This is a genomic window from Streptomyces sp. NPDC020747 (assembly GCF_044334695.1).
Classification (GTDB): Bacteria; Actinomycetota; Actinomycetes; order Streptomycetales; family Streptomycetaceae; genus Streptomyces.
The window spans coordinates 279,296-292,540 of the sequence record NZ_JBIRTJ010000012.1 but is presented as its reverse complement, the minus strand read 5'-3'; the positions used below and the strand labels follow the sequence as shown (position 1 = coordinate 292,540).

The 13,245-nt window shown below is 69.4% G+C and carries 10 protein-coding genes and 2 pseudogenes; 6 read left to right on the top strand and 6 right to left on the bottom strand.

What is annotated here, in order from left to right; translation table 11 throughout:
* Positions 1–282 precede the first annotated feature (282 nt).
* The 3 genes from ACH4YP_RS30110 to ACH4YP_RS30100 all read left to right on the top strand — a co-directional run bounded on the left by ACH4YP_RS30110 (position 283) and on the right by ACH4YP_RS30100 (position 3,854).
* Positions 283–1,482 (top strand): NAD(P)/FAD-dependent oxidoreductase, encoded by a 1,200-nt coding sequence (locus ACH4YP_RS30110; RefSeq protein WP_398493712.1) that lies wholly within the window; start codon positions 283–285, stop codon positions 1,480–1,482.
* Between the two features lie 155 nt (positions 1,483–1,637).
* Positions 1,638–2,534, top strand: coding sequence for an RNA polymerase sigma-70 factor (locus ACH4YP_RS30105; protein ID WP_398493710.1), 897 nt, complete (start codon positions 1,638–1,640; stop codon positions 2,532–2,534).
* A gap of 252 nt (positions 2,535–2,786) precedes the next feature.
* Positions 2,787–3,854, top strand: coding sequence for an isopenicillin N synthase family dioxygenase (locus ACH4YP_RS30100; protein ID WP_398493708.1), 1,068 nt, complete (start codon positions 2,787–2,789; stop codon positions 3,852–3,854).
* Positions 3,855–3,892: 38 nt separating this feature from the next.
* Here the strand turns inward: ACH4YP_RS30100 and ACH4YP_RS30095 are convergent, their stop codons facing one another.
* Complete coding sequence (locus tag ACH4YP_RS30095; RefSeq protein WP_361050430.1) at positions 3,893–4,615, bottom strand: DUF4389 domain-containing protein; 723 nt, start codon at positions 4,613–4,615, stop codon at positions 3,893–3,895.
* 105 nt (positions 4,616–4,720) lie between these two features.
* Positions 4,721–5,803 carry an AI-2E family transporter gene (locus ACH4YP_RS30090; protein WP_398493823.1) on the bottom strand — a complete coding sequence of 361 codons (1,083 nt, stop codon included), beginning with the start codon at positions 5,801–5,803 and terminating at the stop codon, positions 4,721–4,723.
* Positions 5,804–5,951: 148 nt separating this feature from the next.
* Here ACH4YP_RS30090 and ACH4YP_RS30085 point away from each other — a divergent pair, with 148 nt between their 5' ends.
* Entirely contained in the window at positions 5,952–7,814 is a 1,863-nt protein-coding gene (locus ACH4YP_RS30085; protein ID WP_398493706.1) for a thiamine pyrophosphate-binding protein, read from the top strand.
* A gap of 295 nt (positions 7,815–8,109) precedes the next feature.
* Positions 8,110–9,000, top strand: coding sequence for a 3-oxoacyl-ACP synthase III family protein (locus tag ACH4YP_RS30080; protein WP_398493704.1), 891 nt, complete (start codon positions 8,110–8,112; stop codon positions 8,998–9,000).
* A 158-nt stretch (positions 9,001–9,158) separates the two neighbouring features.
* On the opposite strand, the pseudogene ACH4YP_RS30075 reads toward ACH4YP_RS30080, so the two are convergent.
* Positions 9,159–9,902, bottom strand: a pseudogene (locus ACH4YP_RS30075) (DUF2690 domain-containing protein); the annotation flags it as partial.
* Entirely contained in the window at positions 9,899–10,696 is a 798-nt protein-coding gene (locus tag ACH4YP_RS30070) for a peptidoglycan-binding protein (protein WP_398493702.1), read from the bottom strand. The pseudogene ACH4YP_RS30075 and the gene ACH4YP_RS30070, both read right to left, overlap by 4 nt.
* A gap of 309 nt (positions 10,697–11,005) precedes the next feature.
* Here ACH4YP_RS30070 and ACH4YP_RS30065 point away from each other — a divergent pair, with 309 nt between their 5' ends.
* Positions 11,006–11,455: a peptidoglycan-binding domain-containing protein gene (locus ACH4YP_RS30065; protein WP_361050413.1), complete on the top strand. Its 450-nt coding sequence runs from the start codon at positions 11,006–11,008 to the stop codon at positions 11,453–11,455.
* Positions 11,456–11,755: 300 nt separating this feature from the next.
* Here ACH4YP_RS30065 and ACH4YP_RS30060 read toward each other — a convergent pair.
* Positions 11,756–12,439, bottom strand: a pseudogene (locus tag ACH4YP_RS30060) (polysaccharide deacetylase family protein); the annotation flags it as partial.
* Positions 12,436–13,107, bottom strand: a complete 672-nt coding sequence (locus ACH4YP_RS30055) for a glycoside hydrolase family 11 protein (protein WP_361050407.1) — start codon at positions 13,105–13,107, stop codon at positions 12,436–12,438. The pseudogene ACH4YP_RS30060 and the gene ACH4YP_RS30055, both read right to left, overlap by 4 nt.
* Positions 13,108–13,245: the final 138 nt, after the last annotated feature.

Below are 13,245 nucleotides of genomic sequence, written 5' to 3'. Positions count from 1 at the left end.
CAGCGCCCCGGTTGCTCGTTGAATTCGGGCGTGACGGGGCTGGGCCGCGTGAGTTGATCGTGGCGGAGTTCCGGGTCGCCGGGCTGCCGCCGGATCCGATCGGTGAACTCATCGCCGAGGCTGCGACGAAATCGCAGGTGATGCGGGACGGCACGGAAAGCCCCTGTGGCGTCCGCGCCGCGTCCGATGTGTGCTACGTCTCATCCGCAGGCCGTGACACGGGATGCGCGGCCGGTGTCTCCATGCCGAGTCCATCACTCGAGGGAGACACAGGGAGACATGATGAACGGGAATGTTCAGGTGGTCGTGGTCGGCGGCGGGTACGGAGGCGTGACGGCGGCCAATCGCCTGGCTCGGCGCGATGGCGTGTCGGTGACCCTGGTCAATCCGCGTCCTCACTTCGTCGAGCGAATCCGTCTGCACCAGCTCGTGACCGACTCCGACGACGCTGTCGAGAGCTTCGGCGAGGTTCTGGGCGGGAACGTCCGGCTGGTGGTCGACACCGCGACCCGGATCGACGCCGCCGAGCGCCGGGTGTCGCTGGCGGGCGGCGGCACGGTCTCGTACGACTACCTCGTCTACGCCGTGGGTAGCGGTGCCGCGGATCCTGGTGCGCCCGGAGCGGCCGAGTTCGCTCATTCGGTGTCGGACATCGAGGGGGCGGAACGGCTGCGGTCCGCGCTGGCCGCGATGCCCGTGACGGCTCCGCTGACCGTGGTCGGGGCGGGCCCGACCGGCCTGGAGACCGCCGCCGAGCTGGCGGAACAGGGCCGCAGAGTCACCCTGGTCTGCGGTGACGTGCTCGGCCCCTCCCTGCATGCCCGGGGCCGCCGCCCGGTCGCCCGTCGGCTCGCCAGGCTGGGCGTGACCGTCCTCGAAGGTCCCCGTACGCGGGTGGCGGAAGTGACGCAGGACGCCGTACGGCTCGACGACGGCCGCGAGCTGCCCAGCGCTGTGACGATCTGGACCGCGGGATTCCGCGTCCCGGACCTGGCGGCCCGCAGCGGGCTGCGCACCGACACCGAGGGCCGCCTGCTCACCGACGCGACGCTGACCAGCATGGACGACGTACGCATCGTCGCCGCCGGGGACGCGGCGGCGATGGCGGACCGGCCGTTCCGGATGAGCTGCCAGGCCGCTGTACAGCTGGGCCCGGCAGCCGCCGCCACGATTCTGCGCCGGATCGCGGGGAAGACGCCCGCTCCCGTCCGGATGTGGTTCGCCGGGCAGTGCCTCAGCCTCGGCCGCGACGAGGGCGTCACCCAGTTCTCCTACCCGAACGACAGGGTGAACGCGCTCCACATCGGCGGGCGGCCTGGTGCCGGCGTCAAGGAGATCGCCTGCAAGTTCACCCTCGACAAGCTGGTGTCCGGGGCACGCAAGGCCGGTCCCAGCACAGCCCGCGGCGACGACAACGGCCGCCTGGAGGCGCCCCGGCCGGAACACGGCACGACACCGTCCGACACCGGACGCGCGGCCTAGCCGCCGAGCCGCCGAGCCTTCTCCTCCTTCGGCCGGACCGACCGGTCCGGCCGAGCGGGGGAGCCTGCCGGCGATAACCCGTCTTCGGACCGGGTACACATCCACGGCCTGCCTCAAGTAGGTGGGGCCGACCGCGAGAGAGCGAAGCGCACGACATGACCGACCACGTGACCGATCCCGCGACCGAGGCATTCGTCGCCCACCGCAACCTGCTGTTCACCGTCGCCTACGAGATGCTCGGTTCCGCGGCGGACGCCGAGGACGTTCTCCAGGAGACCTGGCTGCGGTGGGTCAAGGCCGACCTGGCGCAGGTGCGGGACCCGCGTGCCTACCTGGTGCGGATCACGACCCGGCAGGCACTCAACCGGCTGCGCACCCTCAAACGGCGCAAGGAGGCCTACGTGGGCCCCTGGCTGCCCGAGCCCCTGCTCACCACGCCGGACGTGGCCGAGGACGTCGAACTGTCCGAGAACCTGTCGCTGGCGCTCATGTACGTCTTCGAAACCCTCTCACCGACCGAACGCGCCGTCTTTGTACTGCGCGAGGTCTTCGAGTTCGGCTACGACGACATCGCGGCCGCGATCGGCAAGAGCCCCGCCGCCGCACGGCAGATCGCCTACCGCGCCCGTCAGCACGTCGACGCCCGCCGACCGGGCACACCGGCTTCCTCGGAGGAGGCCCGGGCGGCGTCGGACTCGTTCCGGCGCGCGCTCGAAACCGGTGACTTGCAGGGGCTGCTCGACGTACTGGCCCCGGACGTCGTCTTCGTCAGCGACGGCGGCGGTCTCAGGCTGGCGGCCCTGCGGCCGGTCGTCGGCGCCGACAAGGTGCTCCGCTACATGGCGGGCAGTCTCGACAAGGCAGGCGGGACCTTCACCAGCGAGCCCACGACGGTCAACGGCAACCCCGGCCTCATCCTGCGCCTGGGCGGCGTGATCGACGGCGTGCTGGCCTTCTCGGTGGAGAACACCCGCGTCACCGGCCTCTACTACGTCCGCAACCCCGAAAAACTCACCCGCGTCGAGTCGGAAACCCCGCTCACCTCCCGCTGACGCCTCGGTCGCGGGCCCGGACTGTGGGACCCATGTGTGGCTGCGCCCCGGCTCCTGCCACATCCCACTTGGGAGGGGAGAGAGGCGGCCGAGTCGGTCGGCCGTCGCTCTCAGGAGTGGCTCACGCGGGTAGCGGATGCCGCGCGACCTGCTCCGCCCCGAAACTGGGCAGGGAACACGGGCCGGTCGGCGGCCCTCCGCCCGATGACCACGGTTTCGCCCGATGACCACAGTCTGGAAGGACACAGGACAGTGAAGTCTCACATCGCCACCTCGACACCCATGTTCACCGTGCCGACCGTCGACATCTCCCCCTACGCCGGAGACGGTACGGACGAGGAGCGGAGTCATGTGGCACGACTGGTCGATGCCGCGTGTGCCGAGGTGGGGTTCATCCAGGTCCTCGGGCACGGCATTCCGCAGAGCGCGATCGACGGTCTGAAGGGGGCACTGGACGCGTTCTTCACGCTGTCGCTGGAGGCAAAGAAGGCGTACCGCGTCGACGGCGGCGCCAACCGCGGGTACAGCCCGCCGAACAGCGAGTCGCTGAGCCTGAGCCTGGGCCTCGAGTCGGCATCACGGATGAACGATTTCTTCGAGGCCTTCAACGTCGGTGTCGAGGCGCGTTCCTTTCCGCCCGAACTCGGCCTTTCCGAGGACGACTTCGGGATCAACGTGTGGCCGGACATCGAGGGGTTCACGCCGCGGGTGGATGCCTACTTCGCTCACGCCTCGCGGGTGGCACGCACGCTGACGCGGATCTTCGCGGACGCCCTCGGCCTGACGCCGGGCTTCTTCGAGGCGCTCACCGGCCATTCCATCGACGTGCTCCGAATGAACAACTACGCCCTGCCGGAAGGCGCCGTGGACCTGGACGGCGAGCCGATGGGGATGGGCGAGCACACCGACTACGGGATCGTCACCGTGCTGTGGGCCGACCAGGTCCCCGGGCTCCAGGTGCTCGACCGACACGGCACCTGGCACGACGTGGCGCCCGCGGACGGCGCTCTGCTCGTCAACCTCGGCGATCTCACGGCCCGGCTGACCAACGACCGGTGGATGTCGACGCTGCACCGGGTCAAGCCTCCCGTCGTCGACGGGACGATCCTGCGGCGCCGCTCGGCCGCCTTCTTCCACGACGGGAACCCGGACGCGGTCATCGAGACACTGCCCGCCCTTCTCGACGCGGACCACGGTCTGGCCTACGAACCCGTCACGGTCCGGGAGCACATCAGGGCCAAGCTGAACGGTTCGCGGCAGGGCAAGAAGAACGCGGCCGCGGTCCGCGAGGCCGCACGCGCCCGGGCTGCCACCGAGTAAGCGGTCCACACGTCGGGACTCAGGGGCCGGGTGCGGATTCAGCCCTTCGTCATGGGGGAGGCCGGAGGCGTGGTCGGCGGTGAGTCCGGCCGGGGGAGCGGTGTGGACTCCTGTCCGCCCATGTCGAGACGGAACGGCGGGTACTGGTCGGTCATCAGCGCCGTATAGGCGATCACCCGCGCGACCCACCGGGCGAGGCCGATCAGGAAGTCGAAGAGGTGCAGCGGGTACCGGGCGGTGAACAGCAGGATGACCACGGCCACGAGGGAGAGGAAGGGCATCAGCCCGCCGCCCCGCCAGCCGCCGCCGTCGCCCCAGTGCCCGCCCCATCCCCAGCCACCCGCGAACATCGCGACGACGATGTACTGCGGGATCGCCAGCAGCCACCACTTCACCAGGACCAGACCACGTGAGAGACGCGCGGGGTAGGCGATGTCGAACCGCGCCGGGTAGTCGGGCACATCCGCGAGAGTGAACGGCGGGTACCGGTCGGTGCCGAGCGCGGTGTGGGCGTAGTAGCTGACCCGCCAGTTCCATCGCAGTACGCCGACGCTGAAGTCGAAGAGGGACCGGGGATACCGACCGGTGAACAGGATGGCGAAGAATGCGATCACCGTGACGAGGACGAACCCGATCCACAGGAAGAACAGCACGATGTAGTGCGGGACGGCGAGGAGCCACTTCACCAGCCACAGCCATCTGGACAGCGGGGCATCGACGGATGCCTCGATACGTACGGGCGAAGCGGTGACAGGAACCATGGGAGTGAACTCCTTTCGCTTGCAGATTCGCAAGCGAGGTGGAGCACCGCGACCTGGGAGGGGCCGTTCGCGCGCCCGGCCACGCCCGTCAGCCCGACCGGCGGGTCACCCTTCGGGCACCGGCACCGGCTCCGGTGACGGCTCGCTGAGCTGCTCGCGCACGTAGTTCCATACCACCGCGATCAGTGCCGCGATCGGTACGGCGAGCAGACTGCCCACGATGCCGGCCAGACTGCCGCCGAGTGTCACCGCCAACAGGATCACGGCCGCGTGAAGGCCGAGCCCACGACTCTGGATCATGGGCTGGAACACGTTCCCCTCGAGCTGCTGCACCCCGATGATGATGGCCAGCACGATCAGCGCGTCCGTCAGGCCGTTGAAGACCAACGCGATGAGGACGGCGACGAAACCGGCGAACAGGGCGCCGATGATCGGCACGAACGCGGAGACGAAGGTCAGCACCGCCAACGGGAGCACCAGCGGCACCCCCACAACCCACAGGCCCAGACCGATCAGGACGGCGTCGAGCAGGCCGACGGCCGCCTGGGAACGTACGAAGGAGCCCAGGGTTGCCCAGCCGCGCGCGGCCACGGTGGGGATGTCGGTGGCGAGCCGGCCGGGCAGCTGACGGGCGAGCCACGGCAGGAAACGCGGGCCGTCCTTGAGGAAGAAGAACATCAGGAAGAGCGCCAGCACGGCGGTGACCACGCCGTTGACGATGGTGCTCACACCCGTGATCACAGTGGTCACCATGCTGCCGAGGCCGTCCTGAGCACGGGCGACCGCGCTGTCCATGGCCTTGGTGATGTCGTCGTCGCCGATGTTCAACGGCGGCCCGGAGGCCCAGTCACGCAGCTTCTGGATGCCGTCGACCACGCCGTCGGTCAGCTCACCGGACTGGGACGCCACCGGCACGGCGATCAGCGCCACGACGCCGACTGTGACGAGGAGGAACAGCACGGTCACGGCCGACGCGGCGAGGGCGGGCCTCCACCCGTGACGACGCAGGAAACGAGCCAGGGGCCAGGTCAGGGTGGTCAGCAGCAGGCCGACGACGAGCGGCCACACCACCGACCACATCCGGCCCAGAAGCCACAGAGACACTGCGAGCATCGCGAATATCAGCAGCAACTCCGCGGAAAAACGCGCCGATGTGCGGAGCGCGGCGCGGGCCTTCGTGGAACTCAGGGTGGCAGTCACGGTGGCACCCTATGGGCACGGATGCCGGCCGGATGACCTGGGCCGTGGAACCCATCGCCCGGTATCGGATCCAGGCCCGGCGTTCTTGTTGAAACGGCCGTATTCCTGTGGAACAGTGCTGATTCGGCCTGTCCGAATGGAGAGTTGGTGTCACACCGTGCTCTCCGAGGTCGGCTCACCTCCGGACGGAAGTGGCAGACGGTCATTCTCCGACCACTTGCTCAGGGTGTTGAAACACAGTGGCGTCGACACGTTGTTCTGTGTCCCCGGAAGCGCCATCGGCCCCTTGCTGGATCGCACCTTGAGCGACGTGGACCTGCGGCTTGTTGTGGCGCGGCACGAGTCGGGCGCGGTGGCCATGGCGGACGGGTACGCGCGCGTCACCGGCAGGCTGGGCGTCGCCTTGGTGACCAGCGGACCCGGAGCGTTGAACGCCCTGCCCCACCTGGCGGTCGCTCAGGCGGACGGTTCACCGGTACTCCTGATCAGCGGCGCGGTGGCCCGAAGTCGTCACGGGCGCGGAGGATTTCAGGAGGGGGCCGAGGACGGGGTGGACGTGTTGGGCGCGTTGGGACGGTGCGCCAAGTACAGCAGGGAGATCGGCAACTGCCACTCCGCCCCGCAACTGGTCGACAACGCTGTGCGTCAGGCGTTGACCGCCCCTCGCGGAGCCGCGCACCTCAGCGTTCCCGTCGACATGTTCACCGAGGAAGTCGAGTCCGGTGAAGTCGGCGGGAAACCGTTGTCGGTATCCGACACGTTCCTCCTCGCCGGAGTCGCCGGAGTCGCCGGAGTCGCCGGAGTCGCCGGAGTCGCCGGAGTCGCCGAGGTCGCGCGGGCGCTGCTGGCTGCCGAACGCCCCATGCTGGTGCTGGGAAACGGGGCACGCGAAGCCCTCAGATCCGATCCGGGCCTGGGCAAGGCGCTCGCGGGGTTCGTCGAGCGGTTCGCCGTACCGACCGCGACCACCATGAAGGCCAAAGGGCTCTTCCCGGAAACACATCCGCAGGCCCTGGGCGTGATGGGCGTCGGTGGTGCCCGCCGAGCGCACGCCTACCTGACGCGGAACCCACCCGACGTGGTGGTAGTGGTCGGCAGCGGCCTCGGGGAATGGGCGAGCGCGAACTGGTCTCCCGCGCTGCGGGGAACGCGGGCACTGGTGCAGGTCGACATCGACCCGGCGAAGATCGGCCGTGCCTACCCGGTGGACCACGCGCTGCACGCCGACGCGGGGGCATTCCTGCGCGCTGTGCCGACGGCGGCGGACGCGTGTGCCGCCCACGGACCCCACCAGGAGCCGTTACGCCTTCGACGTGATGCGCTCAAGGACCTGCCGGGGGTCGTCGCCGAGGCCTCGGTCGCCGAACTCGGTGCCGTGCCGGTCACACCGCAGGCCCTGATGCACCACCTCCAGCGGTGGACGGCCGGTATCCCGGAGGCGCTGGTGTTCGTCGACATCGGGAACAGCACCGGATGGTTCACGCAACGGGTGGCGGTCGATCCACCGTCGCAGGTGCACTGCCCGCTCGGCATGGCGAGCATGGGCTGGGCCAGCGCCGCCGTGATCGGCGCCAAGCTCGCCCGGCCGGAGGCGACCTGTGTGACGGTCACCGGCGACGGCGGGTTCCTGATGAACGCCACGGAGATCGCCACCGCGGCCCGGCTGATGGTCGGGGCCATCTGGGTGGTGCTCGACGACAACGCCTTCAACATGGTGCGACAAGGCATGGACCATTCATTTCCCGACACCATGCGCACCACCGACGAGGACTTCGGGCTGGGCGGCCCGAACCTGGCAGGGCTGGCCGAGAGCCTGGGTGCGCGAGCCTGGCGAGTCCGTGTCCCCGACGAGATCCCGATCGCTCTCGACGGGGCGAGACACGCCGCTGAACAGGACCCGGGCCCGCAGGTGATCTGCGTGAGCGTCGACCGGGACGAGCCGGGTCCCTTCCGGGACCGCAACGAAGCAGTCGGCCTTTCCTTCCGAGCGCCTCACTGACCACCACCTGAGCCCTCGATACGCCCCGACCGTCTTCCCCGTCAGCACCAGGTGAGGAGTGCATCCTTGACCAGCACCGGAGCCGGTATCTCGGCGATCGCCCTGGAGTTTCCGACCCATGTCCGCCGCAACGACTTCTGGGAGCGGAACCACCCCGAACTCGTGGCCGACAAGGACAACGGGACCTACCTCCGTGTGGTCGCCTCCAGCGACGGGGCCGAGGCGGACAACGCGTTCGAGATCGAGCGCAGACCGTACCTGTCCGACACGTTCCGCGGCGCACGGGGAACGGCGGGTGATCGCGGCGGGGGAGACCGCCATCGATCTGGAGCAGAGGGCGCTACAGGGGCTCTGCCGTGCCCGGGGGATCGACCCCGCCGAACTGGACGCGGTCATGGTCCACTCATGGCTGCCCGACACCCTTGGACCGCAGAACGCAGCCCACCTGACCGCACGGCTGGGACTCCGCGTGCCCGCATGGAACTTCGAGTCCGCGTGCAACTCCGCGATGGTCGGCCTGCAGACCGCCGCGGCGCTGGTGCGCGTCGGCGACTACGAGCGGATCGCCCTCGTCACTTCGATCACGTCGTCCAGAAACGTCGACCCGAACAGCACCCTGTCGTGGTTCCTGGGCGACGGGTGCGGCGCGCTGCTCATCGAGCGCTGCTCGACCGGCCGGGGGATCATCTCGTCGAAGGTGATCGGCACGCAGGAGACGTGCGGCGTCGCGGAGTTCCTGATGGAGGCCGACGACACGGAGGCCGTCGACCGCATCCCGACGCCGAGGATCAGGATGCGGATGGAGAACGCCGCTGCCGGCAGGATCATGCGAGACCGCGCCGAGCAACAGCTCACCACCTGCGTTCGCGGCGCACTCGACAAAGCCGGGTACACGATCGACGACGTCGATTTCCTTGTCGTCAACACGCCGGTCGCCTGGTTCGCCGCGTTCTGCGCCAGGGCATTGGGCGTCGATCCGGCGAAGACCGTGAGCACCTTCAGCACCTATGCGAACATCGGCCCGGTCCTCACGACCGCCAACCTGTTCGAAGCGGCCAGCACGGGCAGGATCAAGCCGGGCGACGTCGTCGTCCTGTTCGGGATCGGCTCGGTGTCCACGGCCGGAGCCGCCGTCGTGGTGTGGGGTGACGACGTCGCCCTCGGCCCCCACCCCGGGTCGGGCTGAACCAGCAGGGAGTGCCTGGGGTCGAGCAGCGCCTGGACGCTGCTGAAGTGAGGCCGCCGGGCCGCTGTGGTCGTGGGCCGGGCGTCTGCCCCGCCCACGCGGGCCTCGACGCACTCCCGTTCGCCGTCGGCCGACGCGGGCCGGAAGCAGGCGCGGACCGTGCTGCCGGGACGGGCCGCGGTCATCTCGGTGTAGACGTAGGTTTCCGCGTCGGCCCTGTCGTCGATGCGCACCTCGTGGGTCGGGCCGCCCGCCGTGACCTCCACCCGGTCGCCGATCCGCGCCCCCCACACCCGAGCCCAACTCGCCCCGCACTTCTCGCTGTAGCGCAGCTCCACATGGGCTCCGCCGGCGGTGCGGTACGTGGTGAGGTTGTCGGGAGCGAATCCGCAGACCATACGCATCGGGTCCCGGCCCTCGCAGGCGGCCTTCTGGCATTGGGGAGCGAGGGAGTACGGGGCGGAGGCCGACAGCGGTTCGTTCCCCGGGGCCTCCCGGTCCAGCAACAGGAAGAGCACCAGTGCCACACCACCGACGAACACGGTGTACGCCGAGACCAGCACCACTATGAGAGTGCCAGGGCGGCGGCGTGGCCGCAGGGTCTCGGGCGGCCGGGGCGGTTCCAGCGGCTGTGGACGTGGTTCGTCGGCGGCGACTGCCGCCCGTTCGCTCCACTGCGACTCGGTGATCTCCCACAGGGCCAGCAGCCGCCCGTCCGGTTCGTTCGCGACCCTGCACAGTTCCTGTACGGCCTGACGCGGGGGCAGGTTCTTGCCGTTGAGGTAGCGCTCCCACGAGGATTTGCTGTACGCCGTCCGCTCCGACAGCGCCGCCAGGCTCAGCCCCGTACGGGCCCGCAGCTCCCGCAGTGCCGCGGTCAGCCGGGTGTGTTCCCCGGTCACTTCGCCACCGCCTCCCGTAGGGCCTTCCAGGTGTGCGGGCCGATGACACCGTCCACGACCAGCCCGTTCCGTGTCTGGACGCGCTGGACCGCACGTTGCGTCTTCGGGCCGAAGACGCCGTCGATGTCCCCCGGTGAGACGCCCGCCCGGCGCAGCAGACACTGCGCCTCGGCCACTTCCGGCCCCATGTAGGTGTACGCCAGGATGGTGTCCGAGGTGCGGCTCAGGCCCGCGTACCAGCGGCCGTCACTCTGCTCCAGCCGACAGGTGTAGATGACCGGTACCGTGGACTCCGACACGATGGCCGGGGTCGCCGCGACCGGATCGGCCCGGTCGTCCGCGAGTTGGGCTCGGGCTTCGGCGAGCCGCACGGCCAGCAGGAGCGCCACGGAGACGGACAGCACCAGGGCCACCACACCCGCCATGACCGCGGCGCGCAGGTAACGCCCGTGCGGCTGCTGGCGGATGGGTGTGGGTACTGCCGTCGCCGGGGCGCTCTCGGGGACACCGGCGGTGACCACCCGTCCCTCCGCCCAGCGTTCGGCGGCGATCTCGTGCAGCACCAGCAGCCGGGTCGGATCGTCACCGCCGATGCGGGCCAACGCCTCGACGGCCTCCCCTGGCGGCAGTGACCTGCAAGTCAGATACCGCTGCCACGACCTCGCGCTGTAGCCGGTCTTTGCGGCCAGTTGACGCGTGCTCAGTTCGCTGCGGTCCTTCAGCCTTCGCAGTCGCACGATCAACTGGTGGATATCCGGGTGCAGTTCAGCGGGCAACTCTTTCCAACGCGACATGTCTCCCCCGACTCGCGTTCGGGACCGCTGGTCCGGCCCCCCTGTCCCGGCCTCATTCTGCATCAGCCGTCACGGCTCTCACGGAACAGGAGTCCCACTCTCCTGCAGAATCAGCCAACCCCCGTCCGTGGTCGTCCCGCTGTACCGACTGGGCGGGCGACGTCCCAGCAGGTCAGCGAGTGGGACGTCCCGGGACACCGCCACTTGTGCGTCAACTGTGGCGGACCGGCGCGTCGAACCCGCAGTCTCGTTGCGGAGCCGGCCGGTGCGGTCGGCTCCGCTCGTCGTACGTCAACGGAGGGAAACAGCATGCGAGTTCTCACGAAGGCACTCGTCGGTGTCACCGCCGCGTTCGGGATCGCCGCCGGCGGCCTGGCCACCGCGGGCACGGCCGTGGCGGCTCCCGCACCGGCGCTGCAGCAGACGGTGAGTGCCGAGGCCGTCGCACCGCTCGCGGTGGTCAACCTGGGACTGGACACCGCACATGCGAAGAGCTGGCAGTGCTGGCTGCGCACCACGGGCTACGACCCCGGCACGATCGACGGGCAGCTGGGCACCAACAGCTGGAAGGCGGCGCAGACGAAATTCAAGGCCATGGGCTACTACGACGATTCCATCGACGGAATCGTCGGACCCAACACGATCAGGGCGCTGCAGATGTACCTGAACCTCCACGGCGCCAACCTCGTTGAAGACGGGATCGCCGGGCCGGCGACCAGGTCCGAGTTCTGGGACTTCGCCGGTACCCACCGCTGCTGAACCGACCTGCTGACCGCACACGGCACGCGGCCCGTCCTCTCAGGGAGAGGACGGGCCGCGTGCCGTGTCTCGACGCGACTCGGAACCAGGTCTGAAGGTGACTCCGTGCTTCGAGGCCAGAGGTCAACGGCTGAGCGGGCCCGCCGGACGATCAGTCGTCGAGGTTCGCGCCGGATCCACGACCGGCACCCTCATGACTTCGCCCCGCTCACCGGCGTGAGCGGGGCGAAGACGCGGTGCCGCCAGTTCAAAGGACCGTACGCGCAGAGGCCGTACGGGGAACGCCGGCCCGATCTGTCAGGGGGCCACGGCGCGGCCGGTCTGCGGGGAGATCCTGCCGGCGCACAGGCCGATGGCGGTCAACCCCTGCGCGATACGGGGGATCGCGGCCCGCGTGTTGGCGGACCAGTCGTGCATGAGGATGATCTGGCCGTTGCCGAGCCGCCCGGCGGCCTGCACGATGGCATCCGTGCCGGCGCCGTTCCAGTCCTGTGAGTCCACGTCCCAGATGATCTCGGTGAGACCGTACTTGGCCTCGACTGCCTTCACCGTCGAGTTGGTCTCGCCGTACGGCGGTCGGAACAGCTTCGGCGTACCGCCGCCCGCGGCCGCGAGCGCCTGCTGGGTCCGGGAGATCTCCGAGTCGACCTGTGCCTGGCCGAGCTGGGGCAGATGCGGATGGGTGTAGCTGTGGTTGCCGACCCACATACCGGCGTTGACCTGCGCCCGTACCTGGGACGGATTGGCGGCGGCGTACTGGCCCTGGTTGAACATCGTGGCCCGCAGCCCGTTCTGCGTGAGTGCGTTGAGCAGGGCCGGTGTGCTGCCGGACGGGCCGTCGTCGAAGGTGAGCCCGACGTATCCGTTGCAGGCGGCGGCCTGCGCCGGAGCGGCGTCGACGGTGAGGGTGCCCGCGGCGACCAGCGCGACGGCGGCGAGCGCCGTCGGCAGAGGACGTAACGCGAGACGTGCGCGGGTGCTCATGCCGCCACCGCGATGTTGGAGCTGCCGCTGCTCTGGTATCCCTCGGTCGCCAGGATCATGTAGTAGCTGAAGCTGCCGAGGCGCATTCCCGCTCGCGCCCAGGCGTCGAAGTGGTTGCCGGTGGTGATGGCGCCGCCGGTCCGCTTCGACTGCCGGACACTCCAGTACTGGTTGAAGGTCTTCGTGCCTTCGACGGACGGGGCGTTGTACCGCGTCGTCTGGTAGATGTCGTACGTGCCGCCGTCGCTGGTGACGGTGCCCTTGTACGTTCCCGTGGGCCGGTAGGTGCCCCAGTTGTCGACGACGTAGTACTCGACCAGCGGGTTGGACGTCCACCCGTAGAGGCACAGGTAGGCGTTGCCGGAGGGGCTGAAGGAGCCCGAGTAGGACACGGTCCTGCGGCTGCCGTTGCTCCAGCCCTTGCCGGCGACGAAGTTCCCGGTGTTCCGCCAGGTGGTGCCGTAGTTGCCGCCGGAGCCCAGGTTCATGGAGACCGTGCCCTGCGCGTCGGTCCAGAACGAGTAGTAGTAGCCGTTGTTGGTTCCGGTCTGGTTCGTGGTGACGACCGTGTCGGCGCGGGCCGTGCCGGGCAGCGCCAGTGCGGTCGTGGCGCCCAGCAGCATGGCGCAGGTCTGCCTGCGGCTCGGCTGTGCAGGTATGAGGTTCATGTGCGGGTTTCCTCCGTCATCCATGGGAGGGGGTTTGGTCGAACAGTGTTGACCTGCACCCGTCAAGCGTCAAGAGTTTCGTCCTTGATTACGAAACATTCGTGATTGGCTTGAGATCTGTGAGCGCGATAATGCCAG

What these genes read in the sequence shown, in the direction of transcription:
- ACH4YP_RS30085 (WP_398493706.1), top strand. Translation starts at nt 5,952, where the DNA reads ATGGAGAGTTGGTGTCACACCGTGCTCTCCGAGGTCGGCTCACCTCCG.
- ACH4YP_RS30070 (WP_398493702.1), bottom strand. Translation starts at nt 10,696, where the DNA reads ATGTCGCGTTGGAAAGAGTTGCCCGCTGAACTGCACCCGGATATCCAC.
- ACH4YP_RS30095 (WP_361050430.1), bottom strand. Translation starts at nt 4,615, where the DNA reads ATGGTTCCTGTCACCGCTTCGCCCGTACGTATCGAGGCATCCGTCGAT.
- ACH4YP_RS30110 (WP_398493712.1), top strand. Translation starts at nt 283, where the DNA reads ATGAACGGGAATGTTCAGGTGGTCGTGGTCGGCGGCGGGTACGGAGGC.
- ACH4YP_RS30105 (WP_398493710.1), top strand. Translation starts at nt 1,638, where the DNA reads ATGACCGACCACGTGACCGATCCCGCGACCGAGGCATTCGTCGCCCAC.
- ACH4YP_RS30055 (WP_361050407.1), bottom strand. Translation starts at nt 13,107, where the DNA reads ATGAACCTCATACCTGCACAGCCGAGCCGCAGGCAGACCTGCGCCATG.
- ACH4YP_RS30065 (WP_361050413.1), top strand. Translation starts at nt 11,006, where the DNA reads ATGCGAGTTCTCACGAAGGCACTCGTCGGTGTCACCGCCGCGTTCGGG.